Source organism: Marinilactibacillus piezotolerans (assembly GCF_900114235.1).
GTDB lineage: Bacteria > Bacillota > Bacilli > Lactobacillales > Carnobacteriaceae_A > Marinilactibacillus > Marinilactibacillus piezotolerans.
Genome location: NZ_FOSJ01000057.1, coordinates 1 through 12,813, shown reverse-complemented (window position 1 = coordinate 12,813; position 12,813 = coordinate 1). Strand labels below are relative to the sequence as shown.

The 12,813-nt window shown below is 38.6% G+C and carries 8 protein-coding genes, 24 tRNA genes, 2 rRNA genes, 1 pseudogene and 1 other annotated feature; of the genes and pseudogenes, 34 read left to right on the top strand and 1 reads right to left on the bottom strand.

All coding sequences use genetic code 11. The features are described from left to right. Positions 1-343 (bottom strand): helix-turn-helix domain-containing protein (locus BM212_RS10695; RefSeq protein WP_143744944.1); only part of this gene is annotated, 343 nt, incomplete at its 3' end. A 150-nt stretch (positions 344-493) separates the two neighbouring features. Here BM212_RS10695 and yidD point away from each other — a divergent pair. The 34 genes and pseudogenes from yidD to BM212_RS10525 all read left to right on the top strand — a co-directional run. Continuing rightward, positions 494-736, top strand: a pseudogene (gene yidD / locus BM212_RS12865) (membrane protein insertion efficiency factor YidD); the annotation flags it as partial. A gap of 704 nt (positions 737-1,440) precedes the next feature. Next, positions 1,441-1,767, top strand: a complete 327-nt coding sequence (locus BM212_RS10685) for a hypothetical protein (protein ID WP_091898498.1) — start codon at positions 1,441-1,443, stop codon at positions 1,765-1,767. A 111-nt stretch (positions 1,768-1,878) separates the two neighbouring features. Then, positions 1,879-3,537, top strand: a complete 1,659-nt coding sequence (locus BM212_RS10680) for a M20/M25/M40 family metallo-hydrolase (RefSeq protein WP_091898496.1) — start codon at positions 1,879-1,881, stop codon at positions 3,535-3,537. 165 nt (positions 3,538-3,702) lie between these two features. Continuing rightward, on the top strand, positions 3,703-4,401 hold the full coding sequence (locus BM212_RS10675; RefSeq protein WP_072693515.1) for a response regulator transcription factor: 699 nt from the start codon (positions 3,703-3,705) through the stop codon (positions 4,399-4,401). A gap of 43 nt (positions 4,402-4,444) precedes the next feature. Continuing rightward, complete coding sequence (locus tag BM212_RS10670; protein WP_091898494.1) at positions 4,445-5,569, top strand: sensor histidine kinase; 1,125 nt, start codon at positions 4,445-4,447, stop codon at positions 5,567-5,569. Positions 5,570-5,832: 263 nt separating this feature from the next. Further along, the gene (locus tag BM212_RS10665) at positions 5,833-7,164 is read left to right on the top strand and encodes a serine hydrolase (RefSeq protein WP_091898492.1); all 1,332 of its coding nucleotides are present in this window, start codon (positions 5,833-5,835) and stop codon (positions 7,162-7,164) included. A gap of 61 nt (positions 7,165-7,225) precedes the next feature. After that, positions 7,226-7,450, top strand: a binding site (T-box leader). A 64-nt stretch (positions 7,451-7,514) separates the two neighbouring features. Then, complete coding sequence (gene serS, locus BM212_RS10660; protein WP_091898490.1) at positions 7,515-8,795, top strand: serine--tRNA ligase; 1,281 nt, start codon at positions 7,515-7,517, stop codon at positions 8,793-8,795. 84 nt (positions 8,796-8,879) lie between these two features. Beyond that, on the top strand, positions 8,880-9,416 hold the full coding sequence (msrA, locus tag BM212_RS10655) for a peptide-methionine (S)-S-oxide reductase MsrA (protein ID WP_091898488.1): 537 nt from the start codon (positions 8,880-8,882) through the stop codon (positions 9,414-9,416). A 164-nt stretch (positions 9,417-9,580) separates the two neighbouring features. After that, positions 9,581-9,696: ribosomal RNA gene (rrf, locus tag BM212_RS10650) — 5S ribosomal RNA — on the top strand. A gap of 23 nt (positions 9,697-9,719) precedes the next feature. After that, positions 9,720-9,792, top strand: a tRNA-Val gene (locus tag BM212_RS10645). Between the two features lie 9 nt (positions 9,793-9,801). Continuing rightward, positions 9,802-9,874, top strand: a tRNA-Lys gene (locus BM212_RS10640). A gap of 25 nt (positions 9,875-9,899) precedes the next feature. Next, positions 9,900-9,981: transfer RNA gene (locus tag BM212_RS10635), tRNA-Leu, on the top strand. 21 nt (positions 9,982-10,002) lie between these two features. After that, positions 10,003-10,075 (top strand) — tRNA-Thr (locus tag BM212_RS10630). 7 nt (positions 10,076-10,082) lie between these two features. Continuing rightward, positions 10,083-10,154, top strand: a tRNA-Gly gene (locus BM212_RS10625). 72 nt (positions 10,155-10,226) lie between these two features. Further along, positions 10,227-10,312, top strand: a tRNA-Leu gene (locus BM212_RS10620). A gap of 12 nt (positions 10,313-10,324) precedes the next feature. Further along, a tRNA-Arg gene (locus BM212_RS10615) sits at positions 10,325-10,398 on the top strand. 33 nt (positions 10,399-10,431) lie between these two features. Further along, positions 10,432-10,505 (top strand) — tRNA-Pro (locus tag BM212_RS10610). 28 nt (positions 10,506-10,533) lie between these two features. Beyond that, positions 10,534-10,607: transfer RNA gene (locus BM212_RS10605), tRNA-Met, on the top strand. 18 nt (positions 10,608-10,625) lie between these two features. Then, positions 10,626-10,699, top strand: a tRNA-Ile gene (locus tag BM212_RS10600). Between the two features lie 22 nt (positions 10,700-10,721). Then, positions 10,722-10,794 (top strand) — tRNA-Met (locus BM212_RS10595). A 179-nt stretch (positions 10,795-10,973) separates the two neighbouring features. After that, positions 10,974-11,044, top strand: a tRNA-Gly gene (locus BM212_RS10590). A gap of 8 nt (positions 11,045-11,052) precedes the next feature. Beyond that, a tRNA-Ile gene (locus BM212_RS10585) sits at positions 11,053-11,126 on the top strand. A gap of 24 nt (positions 11,127-11,150) precedes the next feature. After that, positions 11,151-11,222 (top strand) — tRNA-Glu (locus tag BM212_RS10580). 29 nt (positions 11,223-11,251) lie between these two features. After that, a tRNA-Ser gene (locus BM212_RS10575) sits at positions 11,252-11,341 on the top strand. An 89-nt stretch (positions 11,342-11,430) separates the two neighbouring features. Next, positions 11,431-11,503: transfer RNA gene (locus tag BM212_RS10570), tRNA-Met, on the top strand. A 60-nt stretch (positions 11,504-11,563) separates the two neighbouring features. Continuing rightward, a tRNA-Asp gene (locus tag BM212_RS10565) sits at positions 11,564-11,636 on the top strand. Positions 11,637-11,653: 17 nt separating this feature from the next. Then, positions 11,654-11,726: transfer RNA gene (locus BM212_RS10560), tRNA-Phe, on the top strand. A 2-nt stretch (positions 11,727-11,728) separates the two neighbouring features. Then, positions 11,729-11,809: transfer RNA gene (locus BM212_RS10555), tRNA-Tyr, on the top strand. A 5-nt stretch (positions 11,810-11,814) separates the two neighbouring features. Continuing rightward, a tRNA-Trp gene (locus BM212_RS10550) sits at positions 11,815-11,885 on the top strand. 38 nt (positions 11,886-11,923) lie between these two features. Next, a tRNA-His gene (locus BM212_RS10545) sits at positions 11,924-11,996 on the top strand. Between the two features lie 10 nt (positions 11,997-12,006). Continuing rightward, positions 12,007-12,079, top strand: a tRNA-Gln gene (locus BM212_RS10540). A gap of 45 nt (positions 12,080-12,124) precedes the next feature. Then, a tRNA-Cys gene (locus BM212_RS10535) sits at positions 12,125-12,195 on the top strand. A 25-nt stretch (positions 12,196-12,220) separates the two neighbouring features. Continuing rightward, a tRNA-Leu gene (locus BM212_RS10530) sits at positions 12,221-12,305 on the top strand. Positions 12,306-12,634: 329 nt separating this feature from the next. Next, positions 12,635-12,813: ribosomal RNA gene (locus tag BM212_RS10525) — 16S ribosomal RNA — on the top strand; the annotation flags it as partial.

Below are 12,813 nucleotides of genomic sequence, written 5' to 3'. Positions count from 1 at the left end.
TTGGTTTAAACCCTTTACCACTAGTATAAAGCTTTATCCACTTACGTAAAACGGAAGAAGAAGAAATATTGAACTTCTCACAAGTTTTCTGTACCCCCATAGCCTCCTTCAAATAATATTCTACAGCTTTTGTTTTTAGTTGAGGTGAATAGCGCTTCCAGGTCTTGGATTCTGTTAATCCTGCCACGCCACCTCCTTTATATTTTGCGATCCACCTTTTAACTGTTTCAGGAGCGACTCCGAGTTGTTTCGCCATTTTTTTAATCGAACAGTTTCCTTCCATCACATTTAGAACAGCTTCTAAACGTTCATCTAGGGTATGCTTCGTTATTCTTTTAGACATCAAAAAAACTCCCTTTATAGTGTCAGAGAATTTTTATTATTTCTCTGTCCACTATAAAGGGAGCATATCATTTAGAGGCTCTTCTCTTTTTTTTTCGTTTTGGTATAATAAAATCAATTCAGTTCAGTATGAGGAAAGGAGAGGATTGATTTGAAAAAAGTACTGATCAGTTTAGTAAAAAGCTACCAAAGAGTCATCTCTCCTTTATTTGCGCCAAGTTGTCGATACTATCCGACTTGTTCTAATTATACGGTACAAGCCATAGAGAGGCATGGAGCGTTGAAAGGAAGTCTAATGGCGATTGCACGAATTTTAAGATGCAATCCATTTGTTCAAGGCGGTGTTGATAAAGTCCCGGATCATTTTGTGCTGAAACGCAACCCTGCAACCAAAAATTTTATTTATCTAGGAGAGGGAATTACAGTTGACCCGGATGATCCAGAGGATAACAAAAAGGAAATAGATTCAATCCTAAATCAGTATAGAGAAGAACTTAAGATTGTGGATTATCCTGTTAACGTTGTCGATTATTTAAAGTCAATGGTAGATGTAGAAGAGCAATCAGTGGCTGGTCTAAGCGATGCTTATATTGAAATGCATAAAACAAGGCTACTTAGAGAAGGGTATTTTAATACTATTACTGAACTCGAAGAAAAACTGTCCCTGCGTTTTTTTAAAGTGATTAAAAATAAGAAGAGCCAGCCTTATTTTTATCATGTCCATCCAAGTCCAGTGGATAAGGAATATGAGAGCGGACATTCAATTTTCTGCTTCATAGATGAGAAGATAGGGGTTTTAGATTCTAACAGTCCAAAATTACAAGAAGAATTCATTTTGAATAGAGGAATTACAGAAACAGATATTAAGGGTAAAACTGCTCGATTAGTAGATTATTTATTAGTTCTCAAACAAAAGAGTCGGCATAATCACTAAATTACTTTTAAAGTGGATTTCTATGTCAGTATATTCATGGTCAGCGGAACTCAGAAAAGACTAAGATAAACTAAAAGAAGAGTCACTTAGACTAAATTAAAAAGTAAATAATCGAATAATATAATGAAGAAAAAAATCAAGAATGAGAATATAGGTGAATAACTATGAAAGAATCGAAGCATAAAATCAAATCAGTGGAATCTTATCGAACCCCCCAATTCAAAATGACAGAGTTGCTGAAATCTATCTTTACTTTGGGAAAGGTTAAGCAAAAAAGGATGTCTGAAGTAGCAGCATTATATGTGTTCGAGCATAAAGAAAAAGATTTGTATCTGATCTCTTCTGAAGACATGTCAGGAAACCGTGAAAAAATTGTTGAGTTCCAAATGATTTCTTCAGAATTTGAACAAGTTGTATTTGACGATAAGAAGTTATCGTTTGATCACTATATCTATCACTTTGACTTGGATACTATTATTTACGAACAATAGAGGTACGGGTTTATTCAGTAAGATTTTTAATAAAAAATCAAGAAGGATTGCAATCCACTAGATAGCAAATTATACTTGTGAGGCAAGATTGACATTTGGAGGACAGAGAGAATGAACATAAAGATGCGACCAGAAAGAATTGAAGAGCTCGCCGTCATGTTGACAAGGCAAAGAAGTGTCACAGAGACAATTGAAGAACAGTTAGTAACAGAGAAAGTAGCGCATTTTTTTCAAGGTCTTGATTACTTTAAAGAACATCCTGAAGATTTAATTACTGTACCGGCTCCTGATGATCCATGGGGAAGAAAGAGTGTAATTTCCATTCTTCGAGGAAAGAAAGATCCACAAAATAAAAAAACAGTTATTTTAATTGGTCATACGGATACTGTTGGTATTTCAGATTATGGAGATTTGAAAGATTTTGCTCATTTACCTTATGAATTGACAGAGAAACTAAGAGCCAGAATAGAACAGTTACCTAGGGAAGTTCAAGATGATTTGAATTCTGGCAATTATTTATTTGGACGTGGAATATTTGATATGAAGGCTGGTAATGCTATTATTATGAGTCTGATGGAAGAAATTGAAAAAGATCTGGAAAATTTCTCGGGTAATATCATTTATTGTGCAGTCTGTGATGAAGAAGCCAATTCCGTAGGGATGAGGTCTTGTGTTCCTAAATTAGTGGAATTGAGAGAAAATAATCAGTTTAAATATACTGCACTGATCAATACGGATTATATGACGTCGGAGTATCCAGGAGATTTAAATAAATATGTCTACGTGGGTACGGTTGGGAAGTTAATGCCTTCCTTTTATGTAGTTGGAAAAGAAACGCATGTTGGAGAAGCCTTTAAAGGGCTGGATCCTAATCAAATAGTTGCAGAATTAACCAAACGAATCAATTTGAATACAGATTTATGTGATGTTGTAGAAGGAGAAGTAACATTACCGCCAATGAGCTTGAAACAACAAGATCTGAAACCTGAATATTCTGTTCAGACCGCGAAAACGGCGCATGCGTTTTATAACTTTGCGACTCATTACTCTACACCGGATATGGTTCTGGAAAAAATGCGCGGAGTCGCAACATCGGCTTTTGCAGAAGTTTTAAAGAATATAAATGATCAATATGCTAAATATTGTGCTTTAACAGAAAGATCATATGAGTCTATACCCTTTAAAGTAAGAGTAATGACATATAATGAATTATACGCTGCAGTTCGCGAAGAAAAGGGGAAAGATCTGGATGATCAGTTAGAAGTGAATCGTCAAAAATGGTTGATGGACGATTCGATAGATGATCGCGATTATGCATTGAAAGAAGTGGAATGGTTACAGATGATGTGGACAAATCAGGAGCCAGTTATCATTATCTACTTTACACCACCTTACTATCCGCACATATATGTTGAAGGAAAAACTAATCAAGAGAAACAATTGCTTGAGGCAGTTAAAGATGCTGTAGATACTACGGAAACAGACTATCAGTTAGTATATAAGAAATTTTTCCCATATATTTCTGATCTGAGTTATGCAGCTGCTCCAAGAGAAGTAGGCGCAGTCGAGGCGTTGAAGCAAAATATGCCTGGATTCGGTGTGAAATATTCTCTACCACTCGAGGACATGCAGCAATTGCAGTTGCCGGTTGTTGATATCGGTCCGTTTGGAAAAGACTCTCATAAGTTCACGGAACGTTTAGAAAAAAATTATAGTTTCAATATTGCACCTATTCTTGTACAGAAAACTGTTATGAATCTGTTAAAGTAGGTTCGAACTAGTCTAGAATCGTAGAATAGATAAACAATAGTAACTTCGAAAGCACTTTTCTTTTTTTGAAAAGTGCTTTTTAGTATGAATTTAAGGAAAAGTTTATGAATTGACAGGACATTACATGCTAAAATATAAGAGAATATAATCAAAGGAGGCAATATCATGAGAGTATTGATTGCTGATGACGATAAAGAAATTTGTGACCTTTTAGAAATCTATATAAAGAATGAAGGATTTGAAGTTGAAAAAGCTTATAACGGACAAGAAACACTTGAAAAATTACATGAACAAGAAATTGATTGCTTAATATTAGATGTCATGATGCCTAAAAAAACAGGCTTAGAAGTGGTAAAAGAAGTTAGAGAAGAATCACAACTTCCTATACTGATGTTGAGTGCAAAAACAGCGGATGTTGACAAAATTAGGGGATTGGCTAATGGAGCAGATGATTACGTAGTTAAACCATTTAATCCATTAGAAGTAGTTGCAAGAGTTAAATCCCTGATGAGAAGAAGTTCCTATACAAATAGAGAGTCAGAGGCCGGAGAATTAGAAATCGGACCATTAGTCATTCGAAAAGAACAACATCAAGTTGAAACAGTAGAAGGGTCTTTAATTCAGTTGACGGCATTAGAGTTCGGTATTTTGTTTTTGCTAGCAAGTAATCCAAACCGCGTCTTCAGTGCTGATGAAATTTTTGAAAGAGTGTGGAAGCAGGAGAGCCTTGTTCCGGCAAAAACAGTAATGGTTCATGTGAGCCATTTAAGAGATAAAATTGAAAAAGCAACTGGCGGAGAAAATGTGGTCAAAACTGTTTGGGGTGTAGGTTATAAAATAGAAGAAAAACAAAGTTTTGACTAATAAGGATAGTGGGTTGATCAAAGGAGGCAGAAGGAGCAAATAAATGAAACTGACATTAAGAGAAAGATTTCGACTGCTGATTGAAGGTTTTGTCACAGCAGGAATCATCTTATTATGTTATTTCGCAACATATGAGATCATGGGCTGGTTTGTGGAAGCTTTCCCCAGTGTATTTGGGAATCTATGGTTTATTGAAGAAGTTTTTTTGCAAGATCGCCAACAAGACCTTTGGGGAATCACACCCTTTGTTTTATTTCTACTGGTCATTGTAGCTGTTGGGGCAATTTACTGGCGGCTGAAAAGAAGATATAGACAATATGAATTGAGACACATTATTGATGAGCTTCACTTTATTGCTCAGGGGAATTATACACATAAAATCCGAGGGAAATATAGTGGAGATATAGGTAAGGTAGTTGACAGTATTCATGTGTTAGTCGATTCTACAGTCGAAGCGATGGAAGAAGAACGGAAAATCGAACAATCAAAGGATGAGCTGATCACGAATGTGAGTCATGATATTCGTACACCGCTGACTTCAATTATTGGCTACTTAGGTTTGATAGAAGAAGGAAGGTTCCGCTCAACAGATGAAATTCAAAAATATGTCCATACTGCTTATCAGAAAGCGAAGCAGATGAAAGTGTTAGTTGATGACTTGTTTGAATATACCAAAGTAAGGCAAACAACTACACCACTGCAGTGTGTATCTTTTGATATGATTCAGCTGATTGAACAATTAGCTATTGACTTTGAACTGGAAGCGCAGAGCAAAGAAGTAGAAATTATCGTACATTCACCGTTAGAACGGCTGATGATGATAGCTGATACAGAAAAATTGGTTAGGGTATTCAATAATCTAATTTCGAATGCATTGAAATATGGAAAAGGCGGCAATATTATTAAGATAGAAGTTGATAAAGTAGATAGTCAAGCAAACATATCTGTGAAAAATGATGGTGAAGCTCTCCCGAAAGAAGCAGTTGAACAGATTTTTGAAAGATTTTATCGCGCTGAAATATCTAGATCTCAGGAAACAGCTGGAACTGGATTAGGCTTAGCTATTGCGCAAAGCATTATAGAATTACATGGAGGAACCATCACAGCAAAATCAGATGATGACTGGACAAGTTTTGATATTCAACTTCCTTTAGAGCAGAAAATGTAAGATGAGTTATTTTAGAAGTGCCAGTTATTTTAAATAACTGGTATTTTTTTTATAAAGAGGAAAACATGTTTGGTAGAATGTTTAGAGAAATGTCTAATTTTTGAAAATCACTCAAAACAGGTTGTGTTTTTATGGATGTCAGAGTACGATATAAGAGGTTGATTTTTGAACGATATAAATAGCTTACCAGACTGAATCAACTGCTAAAACAAAAAAATAGATGCATAAAAAAGAGTGCATATTATAGGAGAGCTCACTAAACCATGAAAATACTTAAAAACCAATTTAAAAAAATCGCTGTTTCAGGATTATCTGCTAGCGTACTGCTTCCATTTGTAATAAACACTAATTCTACAGTACTAGCAGCAGAAGCACCAGAAGTCGATGCAGAGTCAGCTTTAGTTGTAGATTTTGAGACTAATCAAATACTTTTAGATCAGAATGCTGATGATCAAAGAGGGATTGCTTCAATGACTAAGATGATGGTCGAATATATTTTATTTCAAGAAATAGAAGCGGGAAATCTCGACTGGAATACTGAAGTAACGATTAGTGACTATGCTTACCAAGTTAGTCAAAATTATGAATTATCTAATGTTCCGCTAAAAAAAGGTGAAGTATACAGTTTGGAAGAACTTTATCAAGCACTTGCTATATATTCTGCCAATGGAGCTACAGTAGCTATTGCTGAACAAATAGCAGGATCAGAGCCGGCGATGGTAGATAGAATGCATGAATTAGTAGAATCATGGGGAATTACAGATTATGAAATTTATAATACTACTGGATTGAGTAATGCTTCTTTAGGAGAGAACATCTACCCTGGAAGCGCTGCTGAGGATGAGAATGTTATGTCTGCTAAAGGGATAGCGACAGTAGCCTCTCATTTACTGAAAGACTATCCAGAAGTCTTAGACACATCTAGTATTCCGAGTATGGTATTTCGTGAAGGCACAGATGATGCTATCTTAATGAAAAACTGGAACTGGATGCTGGAAGGGTTACTTCACGAAAGGCCAAATGTAGATGGACTGAAGACAGGAACGACTCCATTTGCAGGGGCGAATTTTACTGGAACATCTATGGAAGACGGACGTAGAATTATAACAGTTGTCATGGGCGCAGGCGATGGAATCGAGAACAAAAATCAGAGGTTTGATGAAACAGACAAAATTATGGATTATGGATTCAATGAGTGGGAAGCGGCGTCTATCATGGAAGGAAACACTGTCCTTGAAGATGTAGACCCAATTATGGTGCGTAACGGGAAAGAAGATTCGGTAGAGGTCATGTCAGCTGAATCATTAGAATATTTACTTCCTAACGGAGTAGAGCAGGAAGATGTCACATGGACATTTGATGTTGATGAAGAGGCTTTGAATAAAGATGGTGAACTTGAAGCCCCGATAGAAAAAGGACAAGAAATAGGAACGTTAACTTTCACTTATGAAGGGGAAAATTTAGGATACCTTGATGGAAGTGAACATAATAAAGTATCAGTAGTTACTGCTGAGTCAGTAGATCGTGCAGGTTTCTTTTCTGTAATCGGTACTTGGTTCAGTGATTTCTTTGGTGGATTGATGGAGCGTTTTTAAAATAAATATCATAATACTAGTTGCTTTAACCTAAAGATTAAAGTAAAATCAGTGTATATAAAATTGAACGTATAAGTGTGAAATAGTAAGGAGACTAAAGTTTAAGAGAGTCAGTGTATGGTGTGAACTGATACTTTATAACCTGAATCCATCGCATGAGTAGACAGTGAGACGACTATCGTTTAAATTGTCTCGGTAGAGCCCGTTAAAACTCATAGAGAGCAGGAAGATTTGAAATTTTCCTGAATCAGGGTGGTACCGCGAAAAGCAGTCTTTCGTCCCTTCATAATAGAAGGAATGAAAGACTGCTTTTTTTCGTACCTACAACAAAAAAGAAAAGAGGAAAACATATGTTGGATATTAAAATGATTCGTAACGAATTTGATCAGGTAAAGAAAAAATTAGAAACACGTGGAGTAAATCCGAAAGAACTTGACCAATTAAAAGCATTGGATGAAAAAAGAAGAGAAGCTATCCAAGAATCAGAAAGATTAAAAAAATATCGTAATCAAGTTTCTGACGAAATCGCTACAAAGAAAAGAAATAAAGAAAATGCGGACGAGTCAATTGCTGCTATGCAAAAAGTTGGAGCAGATATTAAGCGTATCGATAAAGAGCTAGAAGAAGTAGAAGAACAGTTTCAAGAGATAGCAGATGGGTTACCTAACTTACCACATGATTCTTTGCCAGTTGGTGCAGATGAAGACTCTAATGAAGAAGTCCGCAGATGGGGTAACGGAACCAACGAACAATTTGACTTTGAACCGAAACCACATTGGGAGATTGGAACGGATTTAGATATTCTAGATTTTGAAAGAGGAGCAAAAGTAGCGAAGAGCCGGTTTTTATACTATAAAGGCTTAGGTGCACGTTTAGAAAGAGCACTTTACAACTTTATGCTGGATGTTCATACAGAAGAACATGGTTATTACGAAATGATTCCACCTTATTTAGCTAATGAAGAATCATTATATGCTACAGGACAATTTCCAAAATTCAAAGAAGATGTATTCCAGATTCAAGATTCTGCATTAACGTTGATTCCTACAGCAGAAGTACCGTTGACGAATTACTACAGAAATGAAATTTTAGAAGAGACTGATTTACCTAAATACTTCACTGCATTAACACCTTCTTTCCGTTCCGAAGCTGGAAGTGCCGGTCGTGATACTCGTGGTTTAATCAGACTCCACCAATTCAATAAAGTTGAAATGGTAAAACTTGCCAAACCAGAAGAATCTTATGAGGAATTGGAGAAAATGACTGCCAATGCAGAAGCTATCTTGAAAAAGCTGAATTTACCATATAGAGTCGTTTTGCTTTCAACAGGAGATACTGGATTTGCCGCTGCTAAAACGTATGATTTGGAAGTATGGATTCCAGCCCAGAATACCTATAGAGAAATTAGCTCATGTTCAAATACTGAAGCATTTCAGGCGAGAAGGGCGAAAATTCGCTATAGACGTGAAGAAGACGGCAAAATTGATTTTGTCCATACTCTTAATGGATCTGGATTAGCTATTGGGAGAACAGTAGCAGCAATTCTGGAAAATTATCAGCAAGAAGACGGTTCTGTCAAAGTCCCAGAAGTTCTAGTACCATATATGGGTGGAGTAACAGTTATAAAATGATTTAGACTTGTAAGTGTTTTTAATTAAATACTTAAGGGGTTTGATGATATACTATAAAGGAAGAAATTGATCAGGAGGGATAATGTGTCTGATAAAAATTTTGAAACAGCAATTTTTGCTGGTGGGTGTTTTTGGTGTATGGTAAAACCTTTTGATTCATTGCCTGGGATTGAGAAAGTTGTTTCTGGGTATACTGGGGGAACTGTTGAAAATCCCACTTATAGTCAAGTGACATCTGGAAAAACAGGACATACTGAAGCGGTAGAAATTACGTACGACCCTTCTAAAATATCTTATGAAGAGCTTGTAGAGATTTATTGGTATCAAACCGACCCTACTGATGCTGGTGGACAATTTGCTGACAGAGGTGATTCCTATCGACCGGTTATTTTCTATAATTCTGAGGATCAAAAAGAAAAAGCAGAAAAATCAAAAAAGGCATTAGAACAAAGTGGTAAGTTCAGTGAACCAATTGTGACTTCGATAGAACCAGCGCATCCTTTTTATAAAGCAGAAGAATATCATCAAGACTTTTATAAAAAAGAATCCGCCCACTATAATCGTTATAGTAGAGGGTCTGGGAGAGTTGGTTTTATAGAACAGAACTGGGGAAATCAATAAAGAGCGAACAGCCATTTGTTTGTTTGAAATGCCGAGGGATTTATTCTCGGCATTTTTATTTTTGAAAAAATCAGTAAAAATGATTGACAAAGATACAAGGCCATTGTATTATATAAGAGTTGCTGCTAATTGATTATTTCATTAAGCACTAACAGCTTAAATTGTATAGCGGTTATGGCGAGAAGGATCCACCTGTTTCCATTTCGAACACAGAAGTTAAGCTTCTCAGCGCCGAGGATAGTGAAGGGTTTCTCTTTGCGAAAGCAGGACGTCGTTATGCAAAGTACTTCTAAAAGTACTAATGGAGGTTTAGCTCAGTTGGGAGAGCATCTGCCTTACAAGCAGAGGGTCAGCGGTTCGAGCCCGTTAACCTCCATAGTCTTCTGAGACATTAGCTCAGTCGGTAGAGCATCTGACTTTTAATCAGAGGGTCGCAGGTTCGAACCCTGCATGTCTCATTACACTATAAGTGTAACAAGCAACGCGGATGTGGCGGAATTGGCAGACGCACTAGATTTAGGATCTAGCGCTTCACGGCGTGGGGGTTCAAGTCCCTCCATCCGCATAGCTTTGAATTTTCTAACATGCCGGCTTAGCTCAGTTGGTAGAGCAACTGATTTGTAATCAGTAGGTCGAGGGTTCGACTCCTTTAGCCGGCATCATTTAGCGAAAGTAGTTCAGTGGTAGAACATCACCTTGCCAAGGTGGGGGTCGCGGGTTCGAATCCCGTCTTTCGCTTGGATACTTACTATTAAAATAAAAAAGAGCAAGTTGAAAGTTAATTAGTTCTACTAAGTGTAAACACCTTTAGCCGGGGTGGCGGAATTGGTAGACGCACAGGACTTAAAATCCTGCGGTGAGTTTTCACCGTGCCGGTTCGACTCCGGCCCTCGGCACTAGTTTTATTCGCACCCTTAGCTCAATTGGATAGAGTACCTGACTACGAATCAGGCGGTTAGAGGTTCGACTCCTCTAGGGTGCATCTTTCCGGATGGGGAGTGAAAGAGTGGATATACGGGAAGTAGCTCAGCTTGGTAGAGCACTTGGTTTGGGACCAAGGGGTCGCAGGTTCGAATCCTGTCTTCCCGATAGTTATCTTTTATAACTATCATAATTTGGCGGTGTAGCTCAGCTGGCTAGAGCGTACGGTTCATACCCGTGAGGTCGTGGGTTCGACTCCCTCCGCCGCTATAAATTTTACAGGAAATCGGACCTTTAGCTCAGTTGGTTAGAGCAGACGGCTCATAACCGTCCGGTCGCAGGTTCGAATCCTGCAAGGTCCACTTTCGAATCATATACTCTTATCGCGGGGTAGAGCAGCTGGCAGCTCGTCGGGCTCATAACCCGGAGGTCGCAGGTTCGAATCCTGTCCCCGCAATTATCACTGTTGTTATTGCTTTAGCAATTTACAGCGTGATACATATTGTTGGAATCACACAATTTCAAATAGTTGGTTTTTAAATAAAGGTCCCGTAATGTAGCGAACATCATACTTGCCTATTTATGTAGGAGATCGCGAGTTCGACTATTCCCGTGGGGGCTACTTCCTAATGTAATGCGGGTGTAGTTTAGTGGTAAAACCACAGCCTTCCAAGCTGTTGTCGCGAGTTCGATTCTCGTCACCCGCTTTTGTTTGGGGCCTATAGCTCAGCTGGTTAGAGCGCACGCCTGATAAGCGTGAGGTCGGTGGTTCGAGTCCACTTAGGCCCATTAGTTTTAAAATAATATTATATTGGCCCCTTGGTCAAGCGGTTAAGACACCGCCCTTTCACGGCGGTAACACGGGTTCGAATCCCGTAGGGGTCATTAGTGATTAATCACTATATAGTTTTGTTGGAGGATTACCCAAGTCCGGCTTAAGGGAACGGTCTTGAAAACCGTCAGGTGTGTAAAAACGCGCGTGGGTTCGAATCCCACATCCTCCTTTAACTTGCACTAGTTATTTAGCGGGATCAGAGATACGATGTGTATAGGAATTACCCATTATGTTTATTAGAATGCTTGCATTCATTATCGCGGGGTAGAGCAGCTGGCAGCTCGTCGGGCTCATAACCCGGAGGTCGCAGGTTCGAATCCTGTCCCCGCAATTTTCATGATTGTTGTTGCTTTAGTAATTTACAGCATGATATATATTTTTTTGAAATCAAGGTCCCGTAGTGTAGCGGTTATCACGCCTGCCTGTCACGCAGGAGATCGCGGGTTCGAATCCCGTCGGGACCGTTAGAAATATTTTCCAAGGCGCAGTAGCTCAGTTGGTAGAGCAACGGATTGAAGCTCCGTGTGTCGGCAGTTCGACTCTGTCCTGCGCCATTGGAGGGATAGCGAAGTGGCTAAACGCGGCGGACTGTAAATCCGCTCCTTCGGGTTCGTAGGTTCGAATCCTACTCCCTCCATTTTTAGGGATATAGTTTAACGGTAAAACTACGGTCTCCAAAACCGTCAATGTGGGTTCGATTCCTACTATCCCTGTGAAACATTAGGATTATAATACAAAATTTGATATTTTGGCGATTGTGGCGAAGTGGTTAACGCACCGGGTTGTGGTCTCGGCATTCGTGGGTTCGATCCCCATCAGTCGCCCTTGTAACATTGGGCTATAGCCAAGCGGTAAGGCAGCGGGTTTTGATCCCGTCATTCCCCAGGTTCGAATCCTGGTAGCCCAGTTTCATTTTGTTTCTTACTTAGTATTTCAAAGTGGATAAATGTATGGCGGTATAGCCAAGTGGTAAGGCAGAGGTCTGCAAAACCTTCATCACCGGTTCAAATCCGGTTACCGCCTTGTCTTTTAGGTTTATTATTAACAGGCCGGCGTGGCGGAATTGGCAGACGCGCTGGACTCAAAATCCAGTGCCCGTTAAGGGCGTGCCGGTTCGACCCCGGCCGCCGGTATTGAAAATGAATTTAATTTATTTTCAAAAAATGTTTGACAATCGATCAAACAAATGGTATTATAAATAGGTTGCTGATAACGACATAAGCATCACTTGGCAAATTGAAAATGAAAGAATTTCAAAAAGGTGTTGACATTGAATCGGTAACATGGTATGATATAAAAGTTGCTGACAAATAAAGCAACGACTTATAAAGTAGTAGATCTTTGAAAACTGAACAAAGTAAAAACAACCAAATGTGCAGGGGTCTTCGATTCTTTATTGGATCAAGACAACTATCGGATGAACAAGGTTCATCCACAATTAATATAATGAGCTTTTCAAACTTAAAACGAGAGTTTGATCCTGGCTCAGGACGAACGCTGGCGGTATGCCTAATACATGCAAGTCGAACGATGAAATTCTCTGCTTGCAGAGAATGGATTAGTGGCGAACGGGTGAGTAACACGTGGGTAACCTGCCCATAAGAGGGGGATAACATTCGGAAACGGATGCTAATACCGCAT

Bases quoted from the DNA above. Each gene is read 5' to 3' on its own strand.
- BM212_RS10685 (WP_091898498.1), top strand. From the start codon at position 1,441: ATGAAAGAATCGAAGCATAAAATCAAATCAGTGGAATCTTATCGAACC.
- BM212_RS10665 (WP_091898492.1), top strand. From the start codon at position 5,833: ATGAAAATACTTAAAAACCAATTTAAAAAAATCGCTGTTTCAGGATTA.
- serS (WP_091898490.1), top strand. From the start codon at position 7,515: ATGTTGGATATTAAAATGATTCGTAACGAATTTGATCAGGTAAAGAAA.
- BM212_RS10675 (WP_072693515.1), top strand. From the start codon at position 3,703: ATGAGAGTATTGATTGCTGATGACGATAAAGAAATTTGTGACCTTTTA.
- BM212_RS10670 (WP_091898494.1), top strand. From the start codon at position 4,445: ATGAAACTGACATTAAGAGAAAGATTTCGACTGCTGATTGAAGGTTTT.
- BM212_RS10680 (WP_091898496.1), top strand. From the start codon at position 1,879: ATGAACATAAAGATGCGACCAGAAAGAATTGAAGAGCTCGCCGTCATG.